General features: G+C 67.3%; 1 pseudogene. It reads left to right on the forward strand.

The features are described 5' to 3' along the window. Positions 1-102: 102 nt before the first annotated feature. Positions 103-906 (forward strand): annotated as a pseudogene (hutU, locus tag QO207_RS31465) (urocanate hydratase); the annotation flags it as partial.

Below are 906 nucleotides of genomic sequence, written 5' to 3' on the forward strand. Positions count from 1 at the left end.
CAACGCCATCCTCGACCGCATGCGCGCCGGACAGCATGCTGATGAACAACCTCGACCCGGAAGTCGCCGAGAACCCCAAGGAGCTGGTGGTGTACGGCGGCATCGGCCGCGCCGCGCGCAAGCATGCTGATGAACAACCTCGACCCGGAAGTCGCCGAGAACCCCAAGGAGCTGGTGGTGTATGGCGGCATCGGCCGCGCCGCGCGCAACTGGGAGTGCTACGACAAGATCGTCGCGACCCTCAAGGAACTGAATGAAGACGAGACCCTGCTGGTGCAGTCCGGCAAGCCGGTCGGCGTCTTCAAGACCCACGCCAACGCCCCGCGCGTGCTGATCGCCAACTCCAACCTGGTGCCACACTGGGCCAACTGGGAGCACTTCAACGAACTCGATGCCAAGGGCCTGGCCATGTACGGCCAGATGACCGCCGGCTCGTGGATCTACATCGGCAGCCAGGGCATCGTCCAGGGCACCTACGAAACCTTCGTCGAGGCCGGCCGCCAGCACTACGACGGCAACCTCAAGGGTCGCTGGGTACTCACCGCAGGCCTCGGCGGCATGGGCGGCGCCCAGCCGCTGGCCGCCACTCTGGCCGGCGCCTGCTCGCTGAACATCGAGTGCCAGCAGAGCCGCATCGACTTCCGCCTGGCCAGCCGCTATGTCGACGAGCAGGCCAAGGATCTGGATGACGCCCTGGCGCGCATCGCCCAGTACACCGCCGAAGGCAAGGCCATCTCCATCGCCCTGCTGGGCAACGCCGCGGAAATCCTCCCGGAACTGCTCAAGCGCGGCGTGCGCCCGGACATGGTCACCGACCAGACCTCCGCCCACGACCCGCTCAACGGCTACCTGCCGGCCGGCTGGACCTGGGAGCAGTACCGCGACCGCGCGCAGACCGATCCGGCT

Origin of the sequence: Pseudomonas sp. CAN1, assembly GCF_030462585.1 — a bacterium.
Classification (GTDB): Bacteria; Pseudomonadota; Gammaproteobacteria; order Pseudomonadales; family Pseudomonadaceae; genus Pseudomonas.